The sequence below is a fragment of the Cellulosimicrobium composti genome (assembly GCF_009711085.1).
In the GTDB taxonomy this organism is placed as follows: Bacteria; Actinomycetota; Actinomycetes; order Actinomycetales; family Cellulomonadaceae; genus Cellulosimicrobium; species Cellulosimicrobium composti.
Window position 1 is genome coordinate 1 of the sequence record NZ_WMKA01000025.1, and the last position, 25,199, is coordinate 25,199.

20 protein-coding genes are annotated in these 25,199 nt (G+C 74.8%); 7 read left to right on the forward strand and 13 right to left on the reverse strand.

Features of this window, described 5'->3' with window-relative positions; genetic code table 11:
• The 3 genes from GJV82_RS20770 to GJV82_RS11470 all read right to left on the reverse strand — a co-directional run.
• The coding region (locus tag GJV82_RS20770) for a ComEC/Rec2 family competence protein (protein WP_155099319.1) at positions 1-1,519 on the reverse strand (1,519 nt) is incomplete at its 3' end.
• Positions 1,516-2,784: a ComEA family DNA-binding protein gene (locus tag GJV82_RS20775; protein WP_318657556.1), complete on the reverse strand. Its 1,269-nt coding sequence runs from the start codon at positions 2,782-2,784 to the stop codon at positions 1,516-1,518. The genes GJV82_RS20775 and GJV82_RS20770, both read right to left, overlap by 4 nt.
• 268 nt (positions 2,785-3,052) lie before the next feature.
• Positions 3,053-3,934: a DegV family protein gene (locus tag GJV82_RS11470; RefSeq protein WP_155099320.1), complete on the reverse strand. Its 882-nt coding sequence runs from the start codon at positions 3,932-3,934 to the stop codon at positions 3,053-3,055.
• Between the two features lie 84 nt (positions 3,935-4,018).
• Between GJV82_RS11470 and GJV82_RS11475 the strand changes: the two genes are divergently transcribed.
• A complete protein-coding gene (locus GJV82_RS11475) occupies positions 4,019-5,989 on the forward strand; it encodes a helicase HerA-like domain-containing protein (RefSeq protein ID WP_155099321.1) in 1,971 nt (656 codons plus the stop codon).
• A 127-nt stretch (positions 5,990-6,116) separates the two neighbouring features.
• On the opposite strand, the gene leuS is transcribed toward GJV82_RS11475, so the two are convergent.
• Positions 6,117-9,116: a leucine--tRNA ligase gene (gene leuS / locus GJV82_RS11480; RefSeq protein WP_404812968.1), complete on the reverse strand. Its 3,000-nt coding sequence runs from the start codon at positions 9,114-9,116 to the stop codon at positions 6,117-6,119.
• A 68-nt stretch (positions 9,117-9,184) separates the two neighbouring features.
• On the opposite strand from leuS, the gene GJV82_RS11485 reads away from it, so the two are divergent.
• Complete coding sequence (locus GJV82_RS11485) at positions 9,185-9,625, forward strand: YbjQ family protein (RefSeq protein ID WP_024840821.1); 441 nt, start codon at positions 9,185-9,187, stop codon at positions 9,623-9,625.
• A 10-nt stretch (positions 9,626-9,635) separates the two neighbouring features.
• Here the strand turns inward: GJV82_RS11485 and GJV82_RS11490 are convergent, their stop codons facing one another.
• From GJV82_RS11490 to GJV82_RS11515, 6 genes are all read right to left on the reverse strand, one after another.
• A complete protein-coding gene (locus tag GJV82_RS11490; RefSeq protein WP_318657557.1) occupies positions 9,636-10,295 on the reverse strand; it encodes a vitamin K epoxide reductase family protein in 660 nt (219 codons plus the stop codon).
• Between the two features lie 320 nt (positions 10,296-10,615).
• Complete coding sequence (locus GJV82_RS11495) at positions 10,616-11,878, reverse strand: MFS transporter (RefSeq protein ID WP_155099323.1); 1,263 nt, start codon at positions 11,876-11,878, stop codon at positions 10,616-10,618.
• A 100-nt stretch (positions 11,879-11,978) separates the two neighbouring features.
• The gene (locus tag GJV82_RS11500) at positions 11,979-12,722 is read right to left on the reverse strand and encodes a metal-dependent transcriptional regulator (protein WP_024840818.1); all 744 of its coding nucleotides are present in this window, start codon (positions 12,720-12,722) and stop codon (positions 11,979-11,981) included.
• A gap of 35 nt (positions 12,723-12,757) precedes the next feature.
• On the reverse strand, positions 12,758-13,462 hold the full coding sequence (locus GJV82_RS11505; RefSeq protein WP_024840817.1) for a YceI family protein: 705 nt from the start codon (positions 13,460-13,462) through the stop codon (positions 12,758-12,760).
• Between the two features lie 51 nt (positions 13,463-13,513).
• Positions 13,514-15,460, reverse strand: a complete 1,947-nt coding sequence (locus GJV82_RS11510) for a metallophosphoesterase (RefSeq protein ID WP_155099324.1) — start codon at positions 15,458-15,460, stop codon at positions 13,514-13,516.
• Between the two features lie 97 nt (positions 15,461-15,557).
• Positions 15,558-17,126, reverse strand: a complete 1,569-nt coding sequence (locus tag GJV82_RS11515) for an MFS transporter (RefSeq protein ID WP_404812970.1) — start codon at positions 17,124-17,126, stop codon at positions 15,558-15,560.
• 225 nt (positions 17,127-17,351) lie between these two features.
• Here GJV82_RS11515 and GJV82_RS11520 point away from each other — a divergent pair, with 225 nt between their 5' ends.
• On the forward strand, positions 17,352-17,996 hold the full coding sequence (locus tag GJV82_RS11520) for a TetR/AcrR family transcriptional regulator (protein ID WP_024840814.1): 645 nt from the start codon (positions 17,352-17,354) through the stop codon (positions 17,994-17,996).
• 110 nt (positions 17,997-18,106) lie between these two features.
• Here GJV82_RS11520 and GJV82_RS11525 read toward each other — a convergent pair whose 3' ends face one another.
• Positions 18,107-18,559, reverse strand: a complete 453-nt coding sequence (locus GJV82_RS11525) for a VOC family protein (protein ID WP_155099325.1) — start codon at positions 18,557-18,559, stop codon at positions 18,107-18,109.
• Positions 18,560-18,692: 133 nt separating this feature from the next.
• The gene (gene ku / locus GJV82_RS11530; RefSeq protein ID WP_155099326.1) at positions 18,693-19,766 is read right to left on the reverse strand and encodes a non-homologous end joining protein Ku; all 1,074 of its coding nucleotides are present in this window, start codon (positions 19,764-19,766) and stop codon (positions 18,693-18,695) included.
• A gap of 101 nt (positions 19,767-19,867) precedes the next feature.
• On the opposite strand from ku, the gene GJV82_RS11535 reads away from it, so the two are divergent.
• Positions 19,868-20,170 carry a DUF1905 domain-containing protein gene (locus GJV82_RS11535; protein WP_318657558.1) on the forward strand — a complete coding sequence of 101 codons (303 nt, stop codon included), beginning with the start codon at positions 19,868-19,870 and terminating at the stop codon, positions 20,168-20,170.
• Between the two features lie 37 nt (positions 20,171-20,207).
• On the opposite strand, the gene GJV82_RS11540 is transcribed toward GJV82_RS11535, so the two are convergent.
• Complete coding sequence (locus GJV82_RS11540) at positions 20,208-20,906, reverse strand: GTP pyrophosphokinase (RefSeq protein WP_115943710.1); 699 nt, start codon at positions 20,904-20,906, stop codon at positions 20,208-20,210.
• Between the two features lie 219 nt (positions 20,907-21,125).
• On the opposite strand from GJV82_RS11540, the gene GJV82_RS11545 reads away from it, so the two are divergent.
• From GJV82_RS11545 to GJV82_RS11555, 3 genes are all read left to right on the forward strand, one after another.
• On the forward strand, positions 21,126-23,699 hold the full coding sequence (locus GJV82_RS11545) for an ATP-dependent DNA ligase (RefSeq protein ID WP_155099327.1): 2,574 nt from the start codon (positions 21,126-21,128) through the stop codon (positions 23,697-23,699).
• A 111-nt stretch (positions 23,700-23,810) separates the two neighbouring features.
• On the forward strand, positions 23,811-24,218 hold the full coding sequence (locus tag GJV82_RS11550) for a VOC family protein (protein WP_155099328.1): 408 nt from the start codon (positions 23,811-23,813) through the stop codon (positions 24,216-24,218).
• Between the two features lie 43 nt (positions 24,219-24,261).
• Positions 24,262-25,197 carry an NADP-dependent oxidoreductase gene (locus GJV82_RS11555; protein ID WP_155099329.1) on the forward strand — a complete coding sequence of 312 codons (936 nt, stop codon included), beginning with the start codon at positions 24,262-24,264 and terminating at the stop codon, positions 25,195-25,197.
• Positions 25,198-25,199: the final 2 nt, after the last annotated feature.

Below are 25,199 nucleotides of genomic sequence, written 5' to 3' on the forward strand. Positions count from 1 at the left end.
CGCGCTCGCGCAGCGGCGGCCGCGACGCGGTGCGCACCGCGCGCCGCTCCCCCGCCTCGCGCAGCGCACGCGAGCCGAGCACGACGGCGAGCGCGCCCGCCGTGAGGACGGCGAGCAGCAGGAGACCGCCGACGCCGCCCGGCCAGGGCAGCCGCGCCCCGGGCAGGTCGGCGAACACGCGCGCGACGCCCGCGATCCAGCCGGTGAACAGTCCCGCCGACCACCCGAGCACGGTCGCCGCCGGCGGCCACCACGGTGCGACGAGCGTCGCGAGCACGCCGAGCACCGTGGCGGGGCCGAGCGCCGGGGCCGCGAGGAGGTTGGCGGGGACGGCCCACGTGCTGACGCTCGGGTCGAGCAGCACGAGGACGGGCGCGCACGCGGCCTGCGCCGCCACGGGAACCGCGACGACGTGGGCCGCCGTCCGCCCGCACCACGGCGCGAGGCGACGCGCGATCGGCGCGGTGAGGAGCGCGAGGCCCGCGGTCGCCGCGACGGAGAGGACGAACCCGTACGAGCGGGCCAGCCACGGGTCGACGACGAGGAGCACCACGACGCCCGCGCCGAGGGCCGCGACCGCGCGCGAGGGCCGCCCGAGGGCGATCCCGACGACGCCGACGGCGCCCATCGCCGCGGCGCGCAGCACGCTGGGCTCCGGGTGGACGAGCACCACGAACCCGGCCATCGCGGCCCCGGTGACGACGACCCGCGCGGCCCGCGGCGCCCGCACGAGCACGCACAGCGCGGCGACGCACGCGACGACGATCGCGAAGTGCCCGCCGGACACCGCGGTCACGTGCGTGAGGGACGTCGTCCGCATCGCCGCGTCGAGCGCCGGGTCGAGCCGGGACGTGTCGCCGACCGCCACGCCCGGCACGAGGCCGCGGGCCTGCGGGCTCAGCCCGTCGGTCGCGTCGAGAAGCCCCTGACGCATCGCGTGCGTCGCGCGCAGGAGCGCCCCGGGCTGCGCGACGACGCGCGGAGGGCCGTCCGTGCGCAGCACCGTGCGGTCCCCCTGGTGCGCGAGCCGGCCCGTCACGACGACCGTCGCCCCGTACGCCAGGTCTGCCCACCCGTCGCCCGGCCCGGTGACGACGACCGGACCGGACGCGGCGGTGGTCACGCCGCGCGCGGTGACCTCGTGGAGCGCGACGTCGACCTCGTACCGGTCCGCCGCACCCGACCACGGGTTCGTCCGCGCGACGGCCGACGAGCGCACCGTGGCGGTGACGGTCGCGGTCACCTGCGCGTCGGCGAGGTCGTCGACCGGCGCCCGGGCGCCGAGCTGCGCTCCCGACGAGAGCAGCACCGCAGCCGCGCACGCCGTGACGAGCACGGCCTGCCCGGCCGCGCCCGAGCGCGGCGTGCGTCTCGTGGCGACCGCCCACGCGAAGGCTCCGCCCAGCCCGACGACCGCGACCGCCGCACCGCGCAGGACCGGTGCGGCCGCGAAGGCCGTCGCCACGAACGCGGTCGCCCACGCCGCGAGCGCCGCCGGGACGAGCCGGAGGTCGGTCACACGCGGACGAGGTCGCGCACGTCCGCGAGGACGGCCGGGCCGATCCCGCTGACCTCGCCGAGCTCGTCGACGGCGGTGAACGGGCCGTTCTCCTCGCGCCACGCGACGATCCGCTCCGCGAGCACGGGCCCGATGCCGGGCAGCGCGTCGAGCGCCGCGACGTCGGCGGTGTTGAGGTCGAGCGGGCCGCCCGGCGTGCCAGCCGATCCGTGCGCGGGGGCCGCGGCGGCCGCCGGGACGGCCTCCCCGGGCCGCGGGACGTGGATCTGCTCGCCGTCGGTCACGGTGCGCGCGAGGTTGAGCGCCGCGAGGTCCGCCTCCGCGGTCGCGCCCCCGGCGGCCTCGATCGCCTCCGCCACGCGCGCGTGGGCCCCGACGGTCACGAGTCCCGGGGTGGCGACCTGCCCCACGACGTGCACCACCACCCCGGAGGACGGGCCCGTCCCTGCGTCGGCTCCTCCGGCAGCACCCGCTCCGGTCGTGCCGTCCGTGCTCGTGACGGGTGCCTCGGTCGCTCCGTCCCCGGCGACCGGGTCGGCGGCGTCGTCGGCACCGGCGCCCGACTCCCCGCCGGTCTGCGGTGCGCCGAGCGTGGCCACGGGCTCGACGCCACCCGCCGGTGCGCGCAGCAGGACGACCGCGGCCGCGAGGACGAGGACAGCGACGAGGGCCGCGACCGCGGTGCGCGGACGCAGCCCCCACCGCGGGCGCCCGCCGTCGTCGGCGAGGTCGGCGAACCCCGCGTGCGAGGTCGGGTGGCCGTGCGCGGCGGTGTACGCGCTCGCCGCGGTCCGGGTCGCCCGGTGCCGCAGCCGGGCCGCCGCGTCGTCGCCCGGCGCCGTCGCAAGCTCCTCGCCCGGGTCCGGACGTGCGGGTGCCGGGCGCCCGAGGACCGACCGGCGCTCGGGGACGTCGTGGGAACCCGTCTCGTCGGACGGACGCGGGTCGTCGCGGACGCCCGCGTCGTCGACGGGACCTCGGCCGCCCCCACCCGGGCGCGACGGGAGCCAGCCGCCTTCGTCACGGGCGCGTCCCGTGCCGTCCGCCTCGTCACCCACGACCCCGACGCTCTCCTCGCCGCCGGACGGGCCCGCCCCGAGGTCGTCGGACACCGCCGGGCCGACGACGTCGGGCCCCGCCGGTCCGAGGACCTCGTCCCACGGCGCGCGGCGGGTCGTGCCGCGCGCCGCGTCCCGAGGGTCGACGCTGGGGAGCGCCGCGGTCGCGGGGTGCCACGCCAGCGCGGGGCGCCCGGTCCCTGTCACGGCCCGGAGGCGCTGCCGGACGACCGCCCCCTCCCGTGCGGGGTCGCGTCCGGGTCGGGCGTGCTGACGCGGCTCGTGCCGAGGTGTGCTCACGCCCCGCACGCTACGGAGCGGAGAGCGTCCGGTGCCGCACGGTCGCGGCAGCCTGGGGACGGGACGGCCTCCATGTGGGCTTGTGGACGGGGCGCACACCTCAGCAGCGTCCGCCTCTGCGCGAGCGCGTCGATCGGCGCGGCGCGGGACCGACCGGCAGCCGTCGACCCGGGGCTCAGCGCAGGGGCACGAGGTCCGCGACGCCGGACCCTCGGTCGGCGAGGTCCGCGACGACGACGGCGAGGACGCCGGGGCCGACGTGGGCGCCGAGCACGGCGCTCACAGGCGTGACGACCGCGTCGAGGCCGGTCCGGTCGGTGAGCTCGGCCGCGAGGCGGTGGGCGCCGTCGTCGTCCCCCACGTGGTGGACCGCGAGCGCGGGCCGGGTCCGGCGGCCCGCGGAGTCGACCGCGACGGTCGTGAGCCGCTCGACGGCCGCGGTGCGCGTGCGGACCTTCTGGACGACCTCGATCCTCCCCTCGCGCACGGCCAGGAGCGGCCGGACCCCGAGCACGGTGCCGAGGGCTGCGGCGGCCGCGCTGAGACGGCCGCCGCGGCGGAGGTGGTCGAGCGAGTCGACGAGGAACACGGCGCGGCTCGCGTCGGCGACCTCGATGGCGCGCCGCGCGACGACGTCGGTCGGCGCGCCCGCGGCGGCGGCATCCGCAGCGGCCCGGGCCGCGAAGCCCAGTCCCATCGCGACGGTGCGCGAGTCGACCACCCGGACGGGCACGGGGGCGTCCGAGGCCGCGAGCGCCGCCGCGTGCACCGTCCCGGACAGCTCGCCGGAGAGGTGCACGGAGACGATCTCGCGCGCACCGGCGGCCGCCGCCGCGGCGTACGCCTCTCCGAACGCGCGCGGCGTCGGCTGGGACGTCGTGACCCGGTGCCCGGCCTGGAGGTGCGCGGCCACGTCCTCGGCGGTGAGGCCGACGTTCTCGAGGTGGGGCTCGCCGTCGACCACGACGTGCAGCGGGACGGAGCGGAGCCGCTCTGCGGTCCCGGGCGGGAGCGAGGCGGTCGAGTCGGTGACGACGTGCACGCGGTGGTCGGTCATGGCCGCGCCACCTTACGGCGCGTGCGGCGCGCGACGCATCCCGGCCCGGCTGCGCCGGCGCGGCGGCGCCCCTACGATCCGAGCATGGCCGACGACGCCGCACAGTCCCCGTCCGAGCTCGCCGCCCTGCGAGCGGCCGCCGCGCAGGCGGCCGCGGAGGCCGCCGAGGCCCGCGCCGCGGCCGCCCAGGCCGCCCTCGAGGCCGCCGAGGCCGCCGCCCGCTCGAGCGAGGACCCCACGGGCGCCGAGCCCTCCGACACGCCCGCGGACGACGCGTCCGGCGAACCCGACGGGCATGGCACGCCCGAGGAGGCCGCGCCGTCGGGCACGGGCTCCGCCCCCGAGCCCGCACCGGAACCCGAACCTGAGCCCGGGAGCGCGCCGGACGGCGCGGCGGTCGGCGCCGCGCTGGAGGGGTACGCCGCGGAGGTCGCGGCCGGCTACGCGTACAAGGGCGGCACGCTCGCGCTCGGCGCGCTGCTCGAGGGCGAGGTGGGGGGCGAGCCCGCGCCGCGCGCCGACGTGCAGGTCGGGTTCGCGCTCTCCATGCTCAACCGGCACGGGCTCGTCGCGGGCGCGACCGGCACGGGCAAGACGAAGACGCTGCAGGGCATGGCCGAGGGGCTGTCCGCGGCGGGCGTGCCGGTGTTCCTCGCGGACGTCAAGGGCGACCTCTCGGGGCTGGCGGTGCCGGGCGCGTCGAGCCCCGCGATCGTCGACCGCTCGGCGTCGATCGGGCAGGACTGGACCCCGACCGCGTTCCCCGTCGAGGTCTACTCGCTCGGCGGGCTGGGCACGGGCGTGCCGATCCGCACGACCGTGACGGACTTCGGTCCCCTGCTGCTGTCGAAGGTGCTCGGCCTCAACGAGACCCAGGAGTCGAGCCTGGGGCTGATCTTCCACTGGGCCGACGCGCAGGGGCTCGCGCTGCTCGACCTCAAGGACCTCCAGTCGACCATCGCGTACCTCACGTCGGACGAGGGCAAGGGCGAGCTCAAGGGGATCGGCGGCGTGTCGAGCGCGACGGCCGGCGTCATCCTGCGCGAGATCGTCGCGCTCCAGGCGCAGGGCGCGGACGTGTTCTTCGGCGATCCGGCGTTCGAGACGTCGGACCTGCTGCGCACCGCCCCCGACGGCCGGGGCGTGATCTCCGCGCTCGAGCTCCCCGCGGTGCAGGACCGCCCCGCCCTGTTCTCCACGTTCCTCATGTGGCTGCTCGCCGACCTCTTCCAGGAGCTGCCGGAGGTCGGCGACGTGGAGAAGCCGAGGCTCGTGTTCTTCTTCGACGAGGCGCACCTGCTGTTCACGGGTGCGTCCAAGGAGTTCCTGCAGCAGGTCGTGCAGACCGTGCGGCTCGTGCGCTCCAAGGGCGTGGGCGTGTTCTTCGTGACGCAGAGCCCCAAGGACGTGCCCGCCGACGTGCTCGCGCAGCTCGGCAACCGCGTGCAGCACGCGCTGCGCGCGTTCACGCCCGACGACGCGGCCGCGCTGCGCGCCGCGGTGCGCACGTACCCGACGTCCCCGTACGACCTCGAGCGCCTGCTGCAGTCGCTCGGCACGGGCGAGGCGGTCGTCACGGTGCTCACGGAGAAGGGTGCGCCGACGCCGGTCGCGTGGACGCGCGTGCGGGCGCCCCGGTCGTCGATGGACCCGGCGCCCGCGTCCGTCCTCGACGGTCTCGTCGCGGCGTCGCCGTCGTCGGCGCGCTACGGCACGCCCGTCGACAACGAGTCGGCGTTCGAGCTGCTCCAGGTCCGCGTGCAGGAGCAGGCCGCGGCGCGCGCCGCCGCCGAGGCCGCCGCCGCCGAGGCCGCGGCGCAGGAGAAGGCCGCGAAGGAGGCGGCCAAGGAGGCCGAGCGCGCGGCGAAGAAGGAGCAGGCCGAGCTCGAGAAGATGCGCGCGAAGCTCGAGCGCGACGCGGCGAAGAGCCGCTCGGGGTCGTCCGGGTCGTCGCGGTCGCGCTCGTCGAGCCCGCTCGACTCGTTCCTGCGCTCGGCCGGGACGCAGCTCGGTCGCGAGCTCACGCGCACGATCTTCGGCACCCGCCGACGCTGACCGCACGCCGCCGGGCGGCACCCGGCGCAGCGGGTCGGCGCACGCCGGAGGCCGAACGCCGCGACGCACGAGGAGCCGCGTCCGAGCACCCCGGACGCGGCTCCTCCCCGCACGTCGCGGGTCGTCGTCAGACGACGATGTTCACCAGCTTGGGCGCGCGCACGATCACCTTGCGCACCTGCGCGCCGTCGATCGCGCGCACCACGTTCGGCTCGGCGAGCGCGGCGGCGGTGAGGTCCTCCTCCGAGATCGACGGCGAGACCTCGAGACGGCCGCGCACCTTGCCCTTGACCTGCACGACGCACGTCACGGTGTCCTCGACGAGGTAGCGCTCGTCGGCCGTCGGGAAGGGCTCGTGCGCGAGCGAGCGCTCGTGGCCGAGGCGCTCCCACAGCTCCTCCGCGATGTGCGGCGCGACGGGCGCGGTCATGAGCACGAGCGGCTCCACGGCCTCGCGCGGCACCTTCTCGAGCGACGTGAGGTGGTTGTTGAGCGTGATGAGCTTCGCGATCGCCGTGTTGGGGCGCATGTGCTCCATCTCGACGCGCACGTCCGCGATCGCGCGGTGCACGGCCCGCAGGGTCTCGGGCGACGCCGGCTCGTCCACGACCGTGACCTCGCCCGTCTCCTCGGAGACGACGTTGCGCCACAGGCGCTGCAGGAACCGCTGCGACCCGACGACGGCGCGCGTCTCCCACGGGCGCGACAGGTCGAGCGGACCCATCGACATCTCGTAGACGCGGAACGTGTCGGCGCCGTACTCGGCGTACATCTCGTCGGGCGTCACGACGTTCTTCAGCGACTTGCCCATCTTGCCGTACTCGCGCTGCACGACCTCGCCGTTCCAGCGGTACACGACCTCGCCCGAGCCGTCGGCCGCGGGCTCCTCCGTGACCTCGGCGGCGGGCACGTACTGGCCGCGCGCGTCGGTGAACGCGTACGCCTGGACGTAGCCCTGGTTGAACAGCTTGTGGAACGGCTCGACGCTCGACACGTGGCCCAGGTCGTAGAGGACCTTGTGCCAGAAGCGCGCGTAGAGCAGGTGCAGCACGGCGTGCTCGACGCCGCCGACGTAGAGGTCCACTCCCCCGGCGCGACCCGCGCTCGCGTTGTGCTCGGGGCCCATCCAGTACTGCTCGAGGCCCTCGTCGACGACCGTGTCCTGGTCGCCGCCGTCCCAGCTCGGGTCGAGGTAGCGCAGGTAGTACCAGCACGACCCGGCCCAGTTGGGCATGGTGTTCGTGTCGCGGCGGTACTGCTTGGGCCCGTCGCCGAGGTCGAGCGTGACGTTGACCCAGTCCTCGTTGCGGCCCAGCGGCGCCTCGGGCGAGGAGTCGGCGTCGTCCGGGTCGAACGTGCGCGGCGCGTAGTCGGGGACGTCGGGCAGGTCGACGGGGAGCAGCGCGTCGGGGATCGCGACGGGCTGGTCGTTCTCGTCCCACACGATCGGGAACGGCTCGCCCCAGTAGCGCTGGCGGCTGAACAGCCAGTCGCGCAGGCGGTACGTCGTCGTGCCCTCACCGATGCCCTTGTCCGCGAGCCACGCGGTGATGCGGCGCTTGGCCTCGGGCACGTCGAGGCCGTCGAGCGAGACCTCGTCGTTCGCGGAGCCGACGACGACGCCGTCACCCGTGTACGGGCCCGTGAAGTCCTCGGGAAGCCCGTCGGCCGGCTCGACCGTGCGCACGACCGGCAGCCCGAACGCCTCGGCGAACGCGAAGTCGCGCTCGTCGCCGCCCGGGACGGCCATGATCGCGCCCGTCCCGTAGCCCATGAGCACGTAGTCGGCGGTGAAGACGGGGATCGCCTGGCCGTTGACGGGGTTCACCGCGAGGTGGCCGGTGAACACGCCCGTCTTCTTGCCGGCGTCGGCCTGGCGCTCGACGGCGGTCTTCGCGGCGGCCTCGCGGCGGTACGCAGCGACGGCCTCGACCGGCGAGCGGTGCCCGCCCGTCCACGCGCTCGACGTGCCGTCGGGCCAGTGGGCGGGGACCTCGTCGAGCAGCGGGTGCTCGGGCGAGACGACCATGAACGTCGCGCCGAACAGCGTGTCCGGGCGCGTGGTGAAGACCTCGATCGTGGCGCCGGACTCCGCCGCGGCGTCGTTCGCGCCGTCGGGCGTGCCGAGCACCGCGAACCGCACGAGCGCGCCCTCGCTGCGACCGATCCAGTTGCGCTGCATCGCCGTGACCTTCTCGGGCCAGTCGATGAGGTCGAGGTCGTCCGCGAGGCGGTCGGCGTACGCGGTGATGCGCATCTTCCACTGGCGCAGGCTGCGCTGGAACACCGGGAAGTTGCCGCGCTCGGAGCGGCCGTCGGCCGTGACCTCCTCGTTCGCGAGGACCGTGCCCAGGCCGGGCGCCCAGTTCACGGGCGACTCGTCCACGTAGGCGAGGCGCTGCGAGTCGACGACGGCGCGGCGCTGGCGGGGCGTGAGCGTCGCCCAGTCGGCGCCCTCCTCGACGCCGTCGACGCCACCGGGCACCGGCCGCGCGCCGGACGCGAGCTCCGCCTCGAGCTCGGCGATCGGGCGCGCACGGCCGACGCCGCCGTCGGGGCGGGGCGCGTCGGCGTCGTACCAGGAGTCGAAGATCTGCAGGAAGATCCACTGCGTCCAGCGCACGTACTCGGGGTCGATCGTCGCGAAGGTGCGGCGCGAGTCGTGCGCGAGGCCGAGGCGGCGCAGCTGGCGCCGCATGTTCGCGATGTTCGCCTCGGTCGTGACGCGCGGGTGCTGGCCGGTCTGCACCGCGTACTGCTCGGCGGGGAGGCCGAACGCGTCGTACCCGAGCGCGTGCAGCACGTTCTCGCCGCACATGCGGCGGAAGCGACCGACGACGTCGGTCGCGATGTACCCCAGGGGGTGCCCCACGTGCAGGCCGGCGCCCGACGGGTACGGGAACATGTCCATGATGAAGTACGGGCTCGCGCCCTCCGGGCCGCGGCCCTCGCCGTCGCGCAGGTCGCCCGTCGGGTTCGCGGCCCAGAACGTGCCGCGCTGCTCCCACAGCTCCTGCCACTTGAGCTCGATCTGCTCCGCGAGCGCCGGCGTGTAGCGGTGCGCGGGGCCACCGGCGGCGGGGGCGTCCTGGGCGTGCGGGAGCGAGGTGGTGTCAGGCGTGGTCACCCGGACGAGTTTACCGGCCGGCGGACGGCCCGACGGCGGCCGTCCGGGCCCGTGCGAGGATGTGCGCCGTGATCATCGTGACGACGAACGAGGTGCCCGGCTACCGCATCGACGCGGTGCTCGGGGAGGTCATGGGCATGACCGTGCGCAGCGCGAACATCGGGGCGAACTTCGTCGCGTCGTTCCGCTCGATCGGCGGCGGCGAGGTGAAGGAGTACACGCAGCTCGTCTACGAGTCGCGCCAGGAGGTCATGCACCGCATGGTGCAGGAGGCGCAGCGCCGCGGCGCGAACGCCGTGGTCGGCATGCGCTTCGACACGGGCGAGATCGCGGCGTCGTTCTCCGAGGTGTGCGCCTACGGCACGGCCGTCGTCGTGAGCCCGATCCCCGCGGGCCAGCCGGGCGCGACGGCGCAGTCCGCGCACCAGGCGCAAGGCGGCGCCCCGGCTCCGCAGCAGGGCGGGCACGCGCCCCAGGACGCCGCGCCGGACCAGCCTGCCTGGCCCTGACCGACGCCGGTCAGAACAGCGAGACGATGACCGGGCCCTTGACGAGCAGCACCCACGCGACGAGCGCGACGTAGCCGATCGCGAGGAACAGGTGCCGGTTGCCGACGAGCGTGCGTCGTACGCCGTCACCGGCCGGCAGGTAGCCCTCCTGGACGGCGTGCACCACCTGGTACCAGAACAGCGGGAGCATGGCGACCCACACGACCATGCAGTAGGGGCACATCGCGGAGATCGCGTACATCGTCGTCCAGATGAGGAAGACGATGAGGCCCATGCCGAGGGTCGTGCCGCCGAGGAGCGTGAGCCAGTACCAGCGCGGCAGGCGGGCGCCGAGCAGCACGACCACGCCCGTCGTGATGACGACCGGGAAGGCCGCGATCCCGATGAGCGGGTTGGGGAAGCCGAGCAGCGAGCCCTGCCAGGAGTCCATCGCGTCGCCGCAGTCGAGCAGCGCGTTGAGGCTGCACGACGGCACGTGGTTCGGGTCGGCGAGCTTGAGGTACTTCTCGATCGCGAGCGCGGCCGAGCCGAACAGGCCGATCACGCCGAGCACCACGAGCAGCCAGCCCGTGGTGCGCGCGGTCATCGGGCGGGGGCCCGGCGCGGGCAGCAGCTCGTCGTCGGGGTCGGCGGCGGACACGTTCGCACCGGCGGTGGCGCTCTTGCTCACGGGGGCGCTCCTCGTGGGTCACCGGCTCGCGCCGGACGTGACGGCGCGCACGGCGGTGCGCGCAGGGCACAACCTACCGCGGCTCGCTGGGTCCGGGCTGGGAGCGAGCCTCTCCTCCCCGCCGAGCACGGGGTTGCTGTCGTTATCCCGCCGATAACGACAGCAACCCCGTGCTCGGCGCCGAGGAAGGCCGTGCTCGACGTCGAGGGTCAGGCCGGCCGGAGCCGAGTGGTTCTACCGCGGTGCGCCGGACTCGGCGGGCGCCGAGGCGTCGTCGGTCAGGGTGGCGACGACGACGCCNCGGCCGGAGCCGAGTGGTTCTACCGCGGTGCGCCGGACTCGGCGGGCGCCGAGGCGTCGTCGGTCAGGGTGGCGACGACGACGCCCGCGGGGCGACGGCCCACGAGCAGGATGATGCCCAGCCCCGCCACGGTGAGCACGACGCCGGTCCAGGCGGGCGCGAGGTAGCCCCACCCGGCGGCGATGACGAGCCCGCCGAGGAACGCGCCGTTGGCGTTGCCGACGTTGAGCGCCGAGTGGCACAGGGCCGCACCGAGCGAGGGCGCCGCGGGCGAGAGGTCCATGAGGCGCGTCTGGAGCGACAGGCCGAGCACCTGCGACGTGACGCCGAGCAGGAAGAGCGCGAGCACCGCGGGCACCGGGTGCTGGCCCGTGAGGGCGAACAGCGCGAGCGTCACCCCGGTCGAGACGAAGCCGAGGTAGACGGCGCGCATGACGGAGCGGTCGGCGAGCCGGCCCCCGAGCACCGTGCCGACCGTCATGCCGACGCCGAAGACGGCGAGCACGACCGGCACCGCCCCCGACGACAGCCCGGTGACGCGCGTGATCGTCGGCTCCACGTAGGAGTAGACGGCGAACATGCCGCCGAACCCGATCGCGGCGCCGACGAAGCCGGTCCAGAGCGGGCCGTTGCGCAGCGCGCCAAGCTCGCGGCGCACGGACGAGTCCTCGTTCCCCGCGCCCGCGGGGACGAGCCACCACAGGGCGGCGAGCGTGACGAGCCCGAGACCGCCCACGACGACGAACGCCGCGCGCCAGCCGAGCTGCTGCCCGACGAACGTCGACAGCGGCACGCCCACGACGTTCGCGATCGTCAGGCCCGCCATCATGGTCGCGACGGCGCGGCCGCGGCGGCCGGGGCCGGCGACTGCGGCGCCGACCGCCGCGCCGACGCCGAAGAACGCGCCGTGCGGCAGGCCCGCGAGGAACCGCCCGGCGACGAGGGTCTCGATGCTGCCCGCGGTCGCGGAGAACAGGTTCCCGAGCGTGTAGAACGCCATGAGCGCGAGGAGAAGCGTCTTGCGGGGCAGTCGCGCGGCCGCGACCGTGAGGAGCGGCGCGCCGACGACGACGCCGACCGCGTAGGCCGTGATGGCGTGCCCCGCGGTGGGGATCGAGACGTCGAGGTCGGTCGCGATGTCGGACAGCAGGCCCATCGTCGCGAACTCGGTCGTGCCGATCGTGAACCCGCCCATGGCGAGCGCGAGCAGCGCGGGACCGGCGCCGCGCAGGCGTCCGCCGCGCGCGTCGGGCTCGGCCGGGGGGGTGGTGCTGTCGGTCATCGGTGTCCTCGTGCGTCGGGCCGAGCCCGGGTCGGGTCGGTCGAATCGATTCGAGCGGTGTCGGCGACGTCGGCGACGAGTGTCAGGGCTGGTGGTCAGTCTAGGCGGGGACCGGCTCGCTGCGCACGACCCAGACGTGGTCGGCGGCGCGCAGGCCGAGCTGTGCGGGCGGCGTGGCACGACCCTCCGCGCGTCCCGCCTCCCCCGCGTCCGCACCGGCGGCGTCGGGGCGCGTCCACACGACCGACAGGATCCCGGCGTACTCGCGCCGCTCGCGCACCTCGACGCCCGTGTCCAGGCCCACGCCGATCTCCGCGAGGTAGCGCAGCACGTCCGGGTCCGCGTCGGAGATCCGCACGACCGTGCCGCGGTCACCCACGACGAGGTCGGCGAGCGGGACGGCGGGCGGCCGCACGACGGTCCCGTCCGCGCCGGGGATCGGGTCCCCGTGGGGGTCGCGCGTCGGGTGGCCCAGGCGCGCGTCGATCCGGTCGATGAGCAGGTCGGAGACCGCGTGCTCGAGCACCTCCGCCTCGTCGTGGACCTCGTCCCACCCGTACCCGAGCTCGGAGACGAGGTAGGTCTCCAGGAGGCGGTGCCGACGGACCATCGCGAGCGCGAGGCTGCGGCCGCGCTCCGTGAGCGTGATGGCGCCGTACGGCGCGTGCTCGAGCAGGCCCTGGGCGCTCAGGCGGCGCACGGTCTCCGAGACCGTCGAGGCGCCGACGCCGATCCGCTCGGCGAGGAGCTTGGTCGTCACGCGCTCGTCGGACCACTCCTGCGCTCCCCAGACGACCTTGAGGTAGTCCTGGGCGACGGGGGTCAGATCGGTCGGGCGGTCCACCCGACCACCCTAGGTCACGGGGCCGCGCGGGCGGCTCAGGGGCTCACGGGGCGGACGAGCTCGAGCCGCACCTCGACCGTGCCGACGTCGTCGACCTGGACGGGCGCGTCGGGCGGCACGGCGATCCCGTAGTCCGAGAAGCGCACGCCGATCGCGCCCGTGGCGAGCACCCCGGAGCCCGACCGCTGCGCCTCGAGCGCGACGGTCACCGACCGGGTCTCGTCGCGGATCGTCAGCGCCCCGGGGGCCTCGAGCCGGACGGGCTCCGTCGTGGAACCGAGCGCGCTCACGTCGAGCGGCGCGGTGAGCGAGAAGAGCGTGGTCGGGTACAGGTCCGTCTCGAGCGCCTGCTGGAGCTGGCGGTCCGCGACCGACGAGCCCGTCCGCAGGGTCGTCGTCGCGACCGTGACCGTCGCCGTCCGGAGCTCGCCGCCCTGGACGCGGAACGACCCCGAGACGTCCGGGGTGACGCCGAGGAGCACCGCCTCGTCCGCGGGCACGTCCAGCACCTCGGCGCGGAACCCGGCCTCGGAGCCCGGTCCGACGACCCACACGCCGTCCACGTCGAACGGGCCGGGCGGCGCGGGCGCGGCGGACGCCGTCTCCTCCCCCGGCGACTGCAGGCCCAGCGGCGGCGGGGTGCGACCCTCCTGCACCTCCGAGTACACGAAGGGCGCGAGGAGCACCACGACGAGCGCGAGGACCACCGACACGACGATCCAGCGCGTGGACCTGCTCATACGCCCATCCTGCCGTCCGGGACGGCGCGCGGCGAGGACCGGCGCGCCGTCTCAGCCCTGCGGAGCACCGCCGGACGGCGCGTCGCCGGGCGTCCCGGCCGGGTCGCCGTCGTCCGTGCCGACCTCGCCGCTCTCGCCCTCGAGCGGCGCGTCGGGCACGGGCACGCCGGACGGGGTCGGCCACGCGATGCGCGGCCAGACCTTCGCCGACTCGTCCGTCCCGACCTGCACGAGCTGCCAGTCGACGATGCGCCGCTGCTGCGGGTCGAAGCGCAGCACGGTCATCTCCGCGGTGCCCTTGAGCGGGCCGATGCGCAGCTGGTCCTTCACGGCGCCGGCCGTGCTGCCGCTGACGTACCGCACGCCGCCGCCGAACCGGACCGGACCGGAGCGGGTGTGCATGTGGCCCGAGACCTGGTTCGGCACGCACGCCGAGTCGAGCGCCTCGTTGCCCATGCGCGGGGTGTGGATGAGCAGGAGGTCGACGCCGTCGCCGTCCTCCTGCGCCGCGCACGCGACCTCCGTGAGCCGGGCCGCGTACTCCTCGGGCGTCTCCTCGCGCGGGGGCTGGCTCCCGAGGCCGAGCCGCGTCTCGAGCGGGTCGCGGTCGCCCAGGATCCTGATGCCCTCGACCTCGACGATCTTCCCGTCCAGGACGGTCTGGCCGTTGGCGCGCTCCTGCGCGGAGGTCTCGACGCTGTCGTGGTTGCCGTCGGCCACGACCATCGTCACGCCCTGGGGCACCGCGGACGCGAACGAGTCGACGCAGAACGACTCGACGGCGGTGCCGTTCATCGTCGTGTCGCCCGCGTTGAGGACGACGGTCGCGCCCGAGCGCTCGACGGCCGTCCGGATGAGCGGGGCCATGCCGGTGTTGCAGTGCAGGTCGCTGACCACGAGGAGCGTGACGAGGTCCTCCTCGGCCGCGGGCTCCGGCGTCGGCTCCTCGTCGTCGCCCGAGGTGTCGCCGCTCGCTCCGCCGTCCCGGTCGCCGGCGTCCTCCTCGCCGGTCGCGGCGTCGTCGGTCGCGTCACCCGTCGCGTCCGCGCCGGGCGCACCCTCGTCGGTGGTCTCGTCGCCCGTCGCGCCCTCACCGCCGGTGGTGCCGGTGTCGTCCGCGCCGGCGGGGGGCGCCTCGTCGGCGCCGGTCGCCGTACCGTCGCCGGTCGGCGCGTCGGTCGGGTCGTCGTCGGACGCCGGGACGGCGTCGAGCCGCGGACGCGTGAGGCGCTGGATGTGCTCCCGGCGCTCCCACGCCGCCTCGAGGTTGGCGTTGGCGCGCGCGTAGAAGTCCTCGTTCTCGCGGTAGAGGTCGATGAGCATCGCGCCGTACGTGTCGACGACGCCCGCGAGCCTGCCCGTGATGCGGGCACCCTCGAGCGGGGTCCCGTCGAAGACGACGGACGCGCGCTGGGACGGGCCGCGCGTCGTCCCGGGGTCGCTCGCGGCGAGGGACGCCGCGACGAGCGACACGAGGACGACGCTCGCGGTGATCTCGTACGTGCGCGGCGCGACGCGCTCGCTGAGCTCGCGCCGGCGCGACGCCCCGAGCAGGAGGTAGAGGCCGCCGCCCGCGAGCCCGACGACGACGATCGCGAACCCGGTGCGGCGCAGCGCGTCGGCCACGAGGGCGCGCGTGACGGAGCTGATCGTCTCCTGCGGGCCGCCGAAGAAGCGCAGGTAGTCCTCGAGGTCCTGCGTCAGCCCTTCGAGCGTGTCGGCCTGCCCGACGGCGGTGAGGTCGGCGGGGATCTCCTCGACCGTGACGTCCACGCCGAGGCCGAGCGGGAGCGGGGAACGGATCTGGATCGTGCCGAGCGGGCCCAGGTCGACGGTGACGAGGTCGTTCGTCGTCACCTCGTAGCGCGCCTCGTGCGGGCCGAGGCTGCGCTCGGCCGTCGCCGTCGTGACTCCCCACACGACGCACGGGACGAGTGCGAGGAGGACGGCGAGGGTCCAGCGGACCCAGCGCGGCGGGGTGCGGTGCGGGCGGCTCATCACCGCCCAGCCTCCCGGATCCGGGCCCGCGTCGCCAACTGCGTCCACCGCCCCGCGCCCCGCTCGCACGGGGCGGGGCGCAGCGGGCGGCGGGACGTCAGGACCGCGCGCCGCGCAGCGTGACGAGCGCCACGCCCGCGGCGACGAGCATGAGCACCACGCCGATGAGCGACGTCGTGCCCACGCCGCTGCCGAACGCCGCGTGCGCGGAGTCGAGCAGGGCCTGCGCCGGCCCGGCGGGGAGGGTCGCGGCGACCTGGGTCGCGCCACCGAGCGTCTCGGCCGCCGCGGCGGCGTCGGCCGCGGGCACGCCCGCCGGGACGACGACGTTCGCGTGGTAGGAGGCCGTGAGGATGCTCCCGAGGACGGCTGTCCCGAGCACGGCGCCCACCTCGTACGCGGTCTCCGAGATCGCGGACGCGGCACCCGCCTTCTCGGCCGGGACCGACGACACGATGAGGTCGTTGGAGACCGTCTCGGCCGCGCCGACGCCGAGCGACAGCACGACGAACGCCCCGACGAGCAGGCCGAGCGTGCTCTGCCCCGCGCCCGCGGCGACGACCGCGTACCCGACCGCGGAGAACACCAGTGCGACGGCGACGACGTGCGCGGGCCGCACGCGGCGCACGACCCGCACGACCGCGAGCCCCGCGACGATCATGACGAGCAGGCCGGGCAGCAGCGCGACGCCCGCCTGCATCGGCGTGAGGCCGAGCACGAGCTGCACGTCCTGGGAGACGAAGAACAGGAACCCGACGAGCGAGAACACGGACAGCAGGTTGACGAGCACGGCCCCGCTGAACGCGCCGCGCGTGAAGAGCCGCACGTCGAGCATCGGGTCGGGGCGTCGCAGCTGGCGGCGCACGAACAGCGCCCCCGCGACCAGCCCGACGACGACGCTGCCGACCGCGAGCGTGCTCACTCCGGACTTCGCGAGGGTCTTGATGCCGAGGACGACGGGGGTCATCGTCGCCATGACGAGCGCGATCGACACGACGTCGACGCGCCCCGGCGCGGGGTCGCGCGACTCGGGCACGAAGAACGGCGCGAGCGCGAGCAGGAGCACGAGCACGGGGACGGCGAGGAGGAAGACCGAGCCCCACCAGTAGTGCTCGAGCAGGAACCCGCCGACGATCGGGCCGAGGGCCGACCCGGCCGCGAACCCCGCCGCCCAGATCGCGATGGCGAGGCGGCGCTCCTCGCGGTCGACGAAGACGTTGCGCAGGAGCGAGAGCGTCGACGGCATGAGCATCGCGCCGAAGAGGCCGAGCGCGGCGCGGGACGCGACGAGCGCGCCGGCCGTCGGCGCGTAGGCGGCGACGACCGACACGGCCGCGAACCCCACGGCACCGACGAGCAGCAGCCGGCGGCGGCCGACCCGGTCGGCGAACGAGCCCATGGGCACGAGCAGGCCCGCGAGCACGAGGGGGTAGACGTCGATGATCCACAGGAGCTGCGTCCCGCTGGGGCGCAGGGACTCGGAGATCTGCGGCAGCGCGAAGCTCAGCACGGTGTTGTCGATCGACACGAGCAGCACCGGGAGCATGAGCACGGCGAGCGCGAACCAGCGGCCGGCGGCGCCGCGCACGGGTCCGCGCGTCGCCGACGCGTGTGGTGCGGGCGAGGTCGGGGTGGTCGTCGGGGTCGTCGTCACCGGGGTCGTCACGGCGAGGGTCCTTCCACGTCATTCCTGGCGGTCGGGGCGACGCGGTGGCGTCGAACTTCCAAACCGTCCGGACGGTACAGTAACAACGCCGGGCCGCGTGCTCATCCGCGCAGCGGTGTGACGTCGCGCACCACCCCTTCCCAGGCGGCCGCGCTCCCCCGGGCGGGGACCTCGGGTCGGGGCGCCCGGGTCGGGGCGCCGCGCCCTCCCACTACCCTCGGAACCATGCCGCCGCCCCCCGCCGCCCGCGCCAAGGTCCTGCGCGCGTACGCGTCCCTGCTCGTCGAGCAGGGCGAGCGCGCCGCCACGCTCGAGGCCGTCGCGGAGCGCGCCGGGGTCTCCAAGGGCGGCCTGCTCTACCACTTCGGGTCCAAGGACGCGCTCGCCGACGGGCTCACCGAGCACCTGCGCGAGCTCACCGCCGCCGACGTCGACGCGATGCGCGCCGCGTCCGCGGGTGCCGTCGACTACCTCATCCGCACCTCGACCCTCGTCGACACCGAGTTCGAGCTCGTCTACCTCGCCGTCTCACGCCTCGCGCAAGGGTCGTACCCGCACGCCCGCGCCGCGCTCGACGGCGCGCACGACGCGTGGACCCGCGCCGTGCTCGACGAGGTCGGCGACCCCGTCGTCGCGCGCGCGATCGTCCTGCTCAGCGACGGGCTCTACGCGCACGCGGCGCTGAGCAGCGACGCGCTCGGCCGTGCCGCGGCGGGCGCCGAGGCCGACGACGCCGCCCCCGCCCCCGGGGACGACCTCGCCTTCCGCGGCCCCAGGCCGGGCGACGACGTCGACGACCTCCTCGCGCTCCTCAACGAGATCGTGGACCTACGGCGCCCGGGTGGAGCGCACGAGGCGCTCGACGACTGAGTCAGCACGCCCGAGAGGCACCCTGCCGCGCGGGCGCACCGTCGCGTCGTCGCGGACTGGCGCCGGGGCCCCTCGAGCGTGGCCGGTCGAGAGCCGACGTCAGGGCGGTGTCAGCCGTCGTACGCCGCGCGCAGCGGCTCCAGGTCGAGCTTGGACTGGGTCATCATCACGTCGACGACGCGCTGCACCTTGGCCTGGTCGGAGTCCTGGAGCATGTCGAGGAACTCGACGGGGACCACCTGCCAGGAGAGCCCGAACCGGTCCTTGAGCCACCCGCACTGCGACTCCTCGCCGCCGTCGGTGAGCGCGGCCCAGTACTCGTCGACCTCCTCCTGCGACTCGCACTCGATGACGAACGACACGGCCTCGGTGAAGGAGACCTGCGGCCCGCCGTTGATGCCGACGAAGCGCTGACCGGCGAGGGTGAACTCCGCGGACAGGACCGACCCGTCGGGCTGGCGGAGCACGTCGCCGGTCTTCGCGTCCGGGAACACGCTCGAGTAGAAGGCGATCGCCTCCTCGAGGTCGTCGTCGAACCACAGGCTGGGCACGATCGCGCGCATCGTCGTCTCCGTCCGTCGCAGGTGTCGCGGAGGCCGGTCGGCCTCCCCTTCCCTCCGACCGTGCGGACCTTGCGAACTCATCGCCCGCGCACGTCGGCCCGGCCGGCCGCGGCGGACGGCGGACGCGCGAGCGCTACGCGGACGCCTTCTTGCGCGTGCTCTTGCTGGTGGTCGACGACGACTTCGACGCCGACTTCGAGCGGCTGCTCTTCGACGCCGACCCGCCCTTGTCGGACGTCGCGCTCTTCGAGCGCGACCCGGACGAGCCCTTGCCCGACGACGAGGACGCCGTGCGCCCGGAGCCGCTCTTCGCGGTCGAACCGCCCGAGGACTTCGACCCACCGGACGACTTCGACCCACCGGACGACCTCGACCCGCCCGACGACGAGCCGCCCGACGTCTTCGACCCGCCCGAGCGCGCGCTCTTGGACGACTCGACGGACTTGCGCAGCGCCTCCATGAGGTCGATGACCTCGGCGCCCTCGCCCTCCTCGGGCTGCTCGCCGAACGTCTCGGCGGTGTCGAGCGCGTCGCCCTGCTCGAGCTTGGCGTCGATGAGCTTGCGCAGCTGGACCTGGTAGTCGTCCTCGTACTCGTCGGGCGTGAAGTCCGCCTCGAAGCTCGTCACGAGCTGCGCGGACATGGCGAGCTCCTTGTCCGTGACCTTCGCCTCCTCGTCGAGCGACGGGAACGCGGCCTCGCGCACCTCGTCGGCCCACAGCAGCGTCTGGAGCACGAGCACGTCGTCGCGCACGCGCAGCGCGGCGAGCCGGGTCCGCTGCCGCAGCGCGAACTTCACGATCGCGGTGCGGTCGGTCTCCTCGAGCGTGCGCCGCATGAGCACGTACGCCTTGTTCGACGTCGAGTCCGGCTCCAGGTAGTAGCTGCGGTCGAGCAGGAGCGGGTCGATCTGCTCGCTCGGCACGAACTCGACGACCTCGATCTCGCGGCTGCGCTCGGCCGGCAGCGCGGCGAAGTCCTCGCTCGTGAGCACCACGGTGCGCTCGCCGTCGTCGTACGCCTTGTCGATGTGCTCGTACGGCACGACCTCGCCGTCGATCTCGCACACACGGCGGTAGCGGATGCGGCCGCCGTCCTTGTCGTGCACCTGGTGCAGCGGCACGTCGTGGTCCTCCGTCGCGGAGTAGACCTTGACGGGCACGTTGACGAGGCCGAACGTGATGGCGCCCTTCCAGATGGCCCTCATCCGTCCATGGTGGCGTCCCGTGCGCCGACCCGCGAGCGGATACCGGTCCCGGGCCGAGCCCGCCCCGCCCGCGTGTGGGTGGCGCGCGCGAGGATGGGGGCGTGGCGGGGACGAGGTTCGAGTTCGAGGCGGAGCTGTGGCGGTGGGAGGCGCGCACCGACAGCTGGGGGTTCGCCGCGCTGCCCGAGGACGTGAGCGACGAGATCGCCGACCTCCCGATCCCGACCGCCGGCTTCGGCTCGGTCAAGGTCGAGGTGACGCTCGGCGCGCAACGCTGGTCCACGTCCGTCTTCCCCGACGCGCAGCGCAAGACGTTCGTCGTGCCGATCAAGGCCGCCGTGCGGAGCGCCGAGGGCGTCGACGTGGGCGACCGCGTGCGGATCGGCGTCGAGACGCTCGTCTGAGCACGACGGCGGCCCGCCCCGGCCCGGCCGGCTCGCGTCAGCCGTCGTGCCGGCGTTCGTGGAACGCCTCGTCGGCGACCTGCGCCGTGCGCATGAACGTCGCGATCATCTCGCGCGGCGTCGTCAGCTCGTCCGTGTTCTCGACCGGCTCGGGCACGCCCTCGAGGCCGCGCACCTCGTCGTGGATGCGCTCCATCGTCGTGTCGAGGGTCGCGGCGACGTCGGCCGCGAGCTTGAGGGCGTCGGTGAGGTGCTGCGGCACCTCCCGCTGGTACTTGTAATAAATCTTGTGCTCGAGGCTCGCCCAGAAGTCCATGGCGATCGTGCGGAGCTGGATCTCGACGACGACGTCCTCGACGCGGTCCGAGAGGAACACCGGCACCTGGACGATGAGGTGCAGGCTCTTGTACCCGTTGCTCTTCGGGTGGGCGATGTAGTCCCGCTCCTCCAGCACCGTGAGGTCGCGCTGCCCCACGAGCAGGTCGCGCACGCGGTAGATGTCGGAGACGAACGAGCACGTCACGCGCACGCCCGCGACGTCGAACATGTTCTCCCGCACGCCCTCGGGCGTGAGCGGGATCCCCTTGCGCCGCGCCTTCGCGACGATCGAGTCGAGCGACTTCAGGCGCGAGCCCAGGTGCTCGATGGGGTTGTCGTCGTGGACGTGGCGGAACTCGTCGCGCAGGACGGTGATCTTCGTCATCACCTCGTCGATGCCGAACTTGTAGCACATCATCAGGCGCCGGAACTCGCGCACGCGCGGACCGAGCTCCGCGGGCAGCGGGACGTCGTCGGTCGTCAGGTGCGTCACGGTGGTCCTCTCGGTTCTGGTCGTCCCGGCGGCCGGGACGGGGTCGCTCCCTCCAGTGTCCACGGCCGGGGACGCCCGGAAGTTCCCGGGCACCGGGTGCGACGCCGACGCGCGGCGCCGCCGGGCCCGCGCCACGATGGGCGCATGGCCCCCTCCTCCAGCCGCGGCGAGACGGTGAGCGTCGGCGGCCACCGGCTGCGGCTGACGAACCTCGACAAGGTCCTCTACCCCGCGACGGGCACGACGAAGGCCGACGTCCTGGCCTACCTCGCGGCCGTCGCCGACGTCATGCTCCCCCACTGCGCGAACCGGCCCGCGACGCGCAAGCGCTGGCCCGACGGCGTCGACGGTCAGGTGTTCTTCCAGAAGAACGCCGGGCAGGGCGTGCCGTCCTGGGTCCGCACGCGCCGCATCCAGCACAAGAGCAGCGCGAACGACTACGTGCTCGTCAACGACCTCGCGACCCTCACGTGGCTCGGCCAGACGGCGTCGCTCGAGCTGCACGTGCCGCAGTGGCAGTTCGGGCGCACCGGCGCGCACCTGAACCCGGACCGGCTCGTGCTCGACCTCGACCCCGGCCCGGGGGCCGGGCTGCCCGAGTGCGCGGAGGTCGCGCGGCTCGCGCGCCGCATCCTCCAGGGCATGGGGCTGGAGCCGCTGCCCGTGACGAGCGGGTCCAAGGGCATCCACCTGTACGCCGCCCTGGACGGCAAGCAGGACGCGGCGGCCGTCTCCGCCGTCGCGCACGAGCTCGCGCGCTACCTGGAGTCCGAGCACCCCGACCTCGTCGTGAGCGACATGAAGAAGTCGCTGCGCGGCGGCAAGGTGCTCGTGGACTGGAGCCAGAACAACGGCAACAAGACGACGATCGCGCCCTACTCGCTGCGCGGGCGCGAGCACCCGACCGTCGCGGCGCCCCGCACGTGGGACGAGCTCGACGACCCGGACCTGCGCCACCTCGACGCGGACGAGGTCGTCGAGCGCGTCCGCACGATCGGGGATCCGCTCGCCGCGCTCACCCTCGGCCACCTGTCCGCCCTGGAGCCCACGCCCGAGCGCATGGCGACGTTCGAGCGCAAGGGCGCCGCGGCGTCGGGCGACGACGACCCCGGGGCGGGCGACGACGAGCGGCCCGACCGCCTGCACCGGTACCGCTCCATGCGCGACGCGCAGCGCACGCCCGAGCCCGTGCCGGACGAGGCCCCGCCCCCGAGCGAGGGAAACAGCTTCGTCATCCAGGAGCACCACGCCCGGCGCCTGCACTGGGACTTCCGCCTGGAGCACGACGGCGTCCTCGTGAGCTGGGCGCTCCCGCGCGGCGAGCCGACCGACCCGAAGAAGAACCACCTCGCCGTCCAGACGGAGGACCACCCGCTCGCGTACGGGTCGTTCGAGGGCACGATCCCGAAGGGCGAGTACGGCGCCGGCGAGGTCACCATCTGGGACGCGGGCACGTACGAGCTCGAGAAGTGGCGCGACGGCGAGGAGGTCATCGTCACGCTCCACGGCGAGCAGCACGGCACGCGCCGCCTCGCGCTCATCCACACGGGCGGCCGCGACGGCCGCGACGAGGACAACTGGCTCATCCACCTCATGGCGCCGCGTGGTGAGCCCAAGAAGGCGGGTGGGGCGAGCACCCCACTCGCCACCCGACCCGACCACGAGCAGCGCACGGAGCGCGACGGCGCCTCGGAGCCGCGGCCGGCTCGGACGGACTGGCGACCGATGCTCGCGTCGCCCGCGTCGGCGGGCGACCTGCACGACGGCGACGCGTGGGCGTTCGAGATGAAGTGGGACGGGTTCCGCGCGCTCGCGCACGTGTCGCAGGGGCAGGTGCGGCTCGTGAGCCGGTCGGGCAAGGACATGACGGTGACGTACCCGGAGCTGCAGGCGCTCGCCGAGCAGGTGCCCGCCGAGGCGCTGCCGGTCGTGCTCGACGGCGAGATCGTGGCGCTCGACGAACGAGGGCGCCCGAGCTTCCGCCGCCTGCAGCAGCGCGCGAACATCGCCAAGCCCGGCGACGTCGCCGCCGCGCGCCGGCGCGTCACGGTGGACCTCATGGTGTTCGACGTGCTGGAGACGGCGGGGCGCTCGCTCGCGAGGCGGGCGTACGACGAGCGCCGCGAGATCCTCGAGGACGTGCTCTCGGGAGCGCGTGCTCCCGTGCACGTGCCGCCCGCGTTCGACGGCGACCTCGACGCGGCGATGGAGACGTCGAGGCGGCTCGGGCTCGAGGGCGTGGTGGCGAAGCGGCGCGACGGCACGTACTCGTCCGGGCGCCGGTCGTCGTCGTGGCTCAAGCTCAAGCACGCGCAGTCGCAGGAGGTCGTGGTCGTGGGGTGGCGCCCGGGCCACGGGGACCGGACGCACCTCGTGGGGTCGCTGCTGCTCGCGGTGCCCGACGACGGTCGGCTCGTGTACGTGGGGCGTGTCGGGTCGGGCTTCACGGACGCCGAGCGGCGCGACCTCGTCACCGAGCTCGGCCGGATCGAGCGCACGACGGCCCCGGCGACGGGCGTCCCGCGCGAGGACGCGCGCGACGCACGCTGGGTGTCGCCGCGGCGCGTGGCGGAGGTCGTCTACGCGGAGTGGACCGGGCCCGGCGAGGGCGAGGGCGACGACATCCCGTTCGGCAAGCTGCGGCACCCGGTGTGGAAGGGGTGGCGCCGCGACAAGTCGCCGGACGACGTCGTGCTCGAGGCACCGGCGTCGTCCTGACGCGCCGCCGGGGCGACCGTGTGCCCCGGGCGATGAGTTGCGGCGGTCGTGCTCGTCTACCCCGACGACACCACGCACCGGGCACGCGCCCACGACGCCGGAGGACCTCGCATGAGCACCCAGATCTTCGTCAACCTGCCCGTCAAGGACCTCGACGCCTCCAAGGCGTTCTACACGGCGCTCGGGTTCACGGTGAACGAGCAGTTCACCGACGAGAACGCGTCGTCGATCGTCATCAGCGACACGATCTACGTCATGCTCCTCACCGAGGGGTTCGCGAAGCAGTTCACCACCAAGGCGATCGCGGACGCGACCACGACGACGGAGGTCGTCAACGCGCTGAGCGTCGACAGCCGCGCGGAGGTCGACCGCCTCGCCGACGCGGCGTTCGCGGCGGGCGCGAGCCCCGTGAAGGAGCCGCAGGAGGAGGGCGGGTTCATGTACTCGCGCAGCTTCGCCGACCTCGACGGCCACCAGTGGGAGGTCCTGCACATGGACCCGAGCGCGTTCGAGGGCTGACCACGCCGGGAATCCGCGGGGCGGCCGCGGGGTTGGCGCCGGTATGCGAGCCATCACGTACTCCCGCTACGGCGGACCCGAGGTCCTCGAGACGACCGACCTGCCCACGCCGAAGGTCGGGCCCGACGCCGTGCTCGTGCGCGTGCGCGCCGCGAGCGTCAACCCGGTGGACTGGAAGGTCCGCGAGGGTTACCTCGACCAGATCATGGACGTGGCCTTCCCCGTCGTCCCCGGCTGGGACGTCGCGGGCGTCGTCGAGCGCGTGGGCCTGGACACCCCCGAGCTCCAGGTGGGCGACGAGGTGTACGGGTACGTGCGCAAGGACGTCGTCGGCGGAGAGGTGTCGGGCGGGACGTTCGCGGAGCTCGTCGCGGCGCCCGTCCGCACGCTCGCGCGCAAGCCCGCTGCCTGGTCGTTCGAGGAGGCGGCCGCCGTGCCGCTCGCGGGCCTCACGGCGTACCAGACGATCCGGCGCGCGGGTGTCGCCCCGGGGCAGACGGTCCTCGTGCACGCCGCGGCCGGCGGCGTCGGGTCGTTCGCCGTCCAGATCGCGAAGGCGCTCGGCGCGCGCGTGATCGGCACGGCGTCCGAGCGCAACCACGACTTCCTTCGCTCGCTCGGCGCCGAGCCGGTGACCTACGGCGACGGGCTCGCGGACCGGGTCCGGGCGCTCGCACCGGAGGGCGTCGACGTCGTCCTCGACTACGTGGGCGGCGACGCGCTCGACTCGGTGCCCCAGGTGCTGCGCGACGGCGGCACGGTCGCCTCGATCACGGACGCCCGTGCGCGCGACGAGCTCGGCGGGCACTACGTGTGGGTGCGCCCCGACGCGGACGACCTCGCGGAGCTCGCGCGCCTCGGCGACGAGGGCCTGCTGCGTCCGGAGGTCGCGAAGGTGTTCGACCTCGCCGACGCCGCCGACGCGCACCGCGCGAGCCAGACCGGCCACGTCCGCGGCAAGGTCGTCGTCCGCGTCTGACC

Excerpts from the sequence above, each read along its gene's own strand:
- GJV82_RS11540 (WP_115943710.1), bottom strand. The coding sequence starts at position 20,906 with ATGATGTGCTACAAGTTCGGCATCGACGAGGTGATGACGAAGATCACC.
- GJV82_RS11475 (WP_155099321.1), top strand. The coding sequence starts at position 4,019 with ATGGCCGACGACGCCGCACAGTCCCCGTCCGAGCTCGCCGCCCTGCGA.
- GJV82_RS11545 (WP_155099327.1), top strand. The coding sequence starts at position 21,126 with ATGGCCCCCTCCTCCAGCCGCGGCGAGACGGTGAGCGTCGGCGGCCAC.
- GJV82_RS11510 (WP_155099324.1), bottom strand. The coding sequence starts at position 15,460 with ATGAGCCGCCCGCACCGCACCCCGCCGCGCTGGGTCCGCTGGACCCTC.
- GJV82_RS11505 (WP_024840817.1), bottom strand. The coding sequence starts at position 13,462 with ATGAGCAGGTCCACGCGCTGGATCGTCGTGTCGGTGGTCCTCGCGCTC.
- GJV82_RS11520 (WP_024840814.1), top strand. The coding sequence starts at position 17,352 with ATGCCGCCGCCCCCCGCCGCCCGCGCCAAGGTCCTGCGCGCGTACGCG.
- GJV82_RS11495 (WP_155099323.1), bottom strand. The coding sequence starts at position 11,878 with ATGACCGACAGCACCACCCCCCCGGCCGAGCCCGACGCGCGCGGCGGA.
- GJV82_RS11555 (WP_155099329.1), top strand. The coding sequence starts at position 24,262 with ATGCGAGCCATCACGTACTCCCGCTACGGCGGACCCGAGGTCCTCGAG.
- GJV82_RS11470 (WP_155099320.1), bottom strand. The coding sequence starts at position 3,934 with ATGACCGACCACCGCGTGCACGTCGTCACCGACTCGACCGCCTCGCTC.
- GJV82_RS11550 (WP_155099328.1), top strand. The coding sequence starts at position 23,811 with ATGAGCACCCAGATCTTCGTCAACCTGCCCGTCAAGGACCTCGACGCC.
- GJV82_RS11525 (WP_155099325.1), bottom strand. The coding sequence starts at position 18,559 with ATGCGCGCGATCGTGCCCAGCCTGTGGTTCGACGACGACCTCGAGGAG.
- ku (WP_155099326.1), bottom strand. The coding sequence starts at position 19,766 with ATGAGGGCCATCTGGAAGGGCGCCATCACGTTCGGCCTCGTCAACGTG.